The following is a 235-nucleotide window of genomic DNA, read 5'->3' on the forward strand; positions in this document are numbered from 1 at the left end:
CGACGCGTACCGGCAGTCGACGGAGCGGGTCGCCCGCTACAGCAAGGAGGACTGGCTGCGTAACCGGGCGGCGAACGAGGACTGGGGCCGGCGGTTCGCCGAGCTGATGGCCTCGGGCGCTTCGGCGGACAGCCCGGAGGCTATGGCGCTGGCCGAGGAGCACCGGCAGTTGATCACTGGGTGGTTCTATGACTGCTCGTACGAGATCCACACCGGGCTGGCGGACATGTACGTG

The 235-nt window shown here is 68.5% G+C and carries 1 protein-coding gene; it reads left to right on the top strand.

Features of this window, described 5'->3' with window-relative positions:
* The coding region (locus tag ACNAW0_RS30955; RefSeq protein ID WP_416291573.1) for a TipAS antibiotic-recognition domain-containing protein at positions 1-235 on the top strand (235 nt) is incomplete at both ends.

The organism is Micromonospora sp. SL1-18 (assembly GCF_047921505.1).
Taxonomy (GTDB): Bacteria; Actinomycetota; Actinomycetes; order Mycobacteriales; family Micromonosporaceae; genus Micromonospora.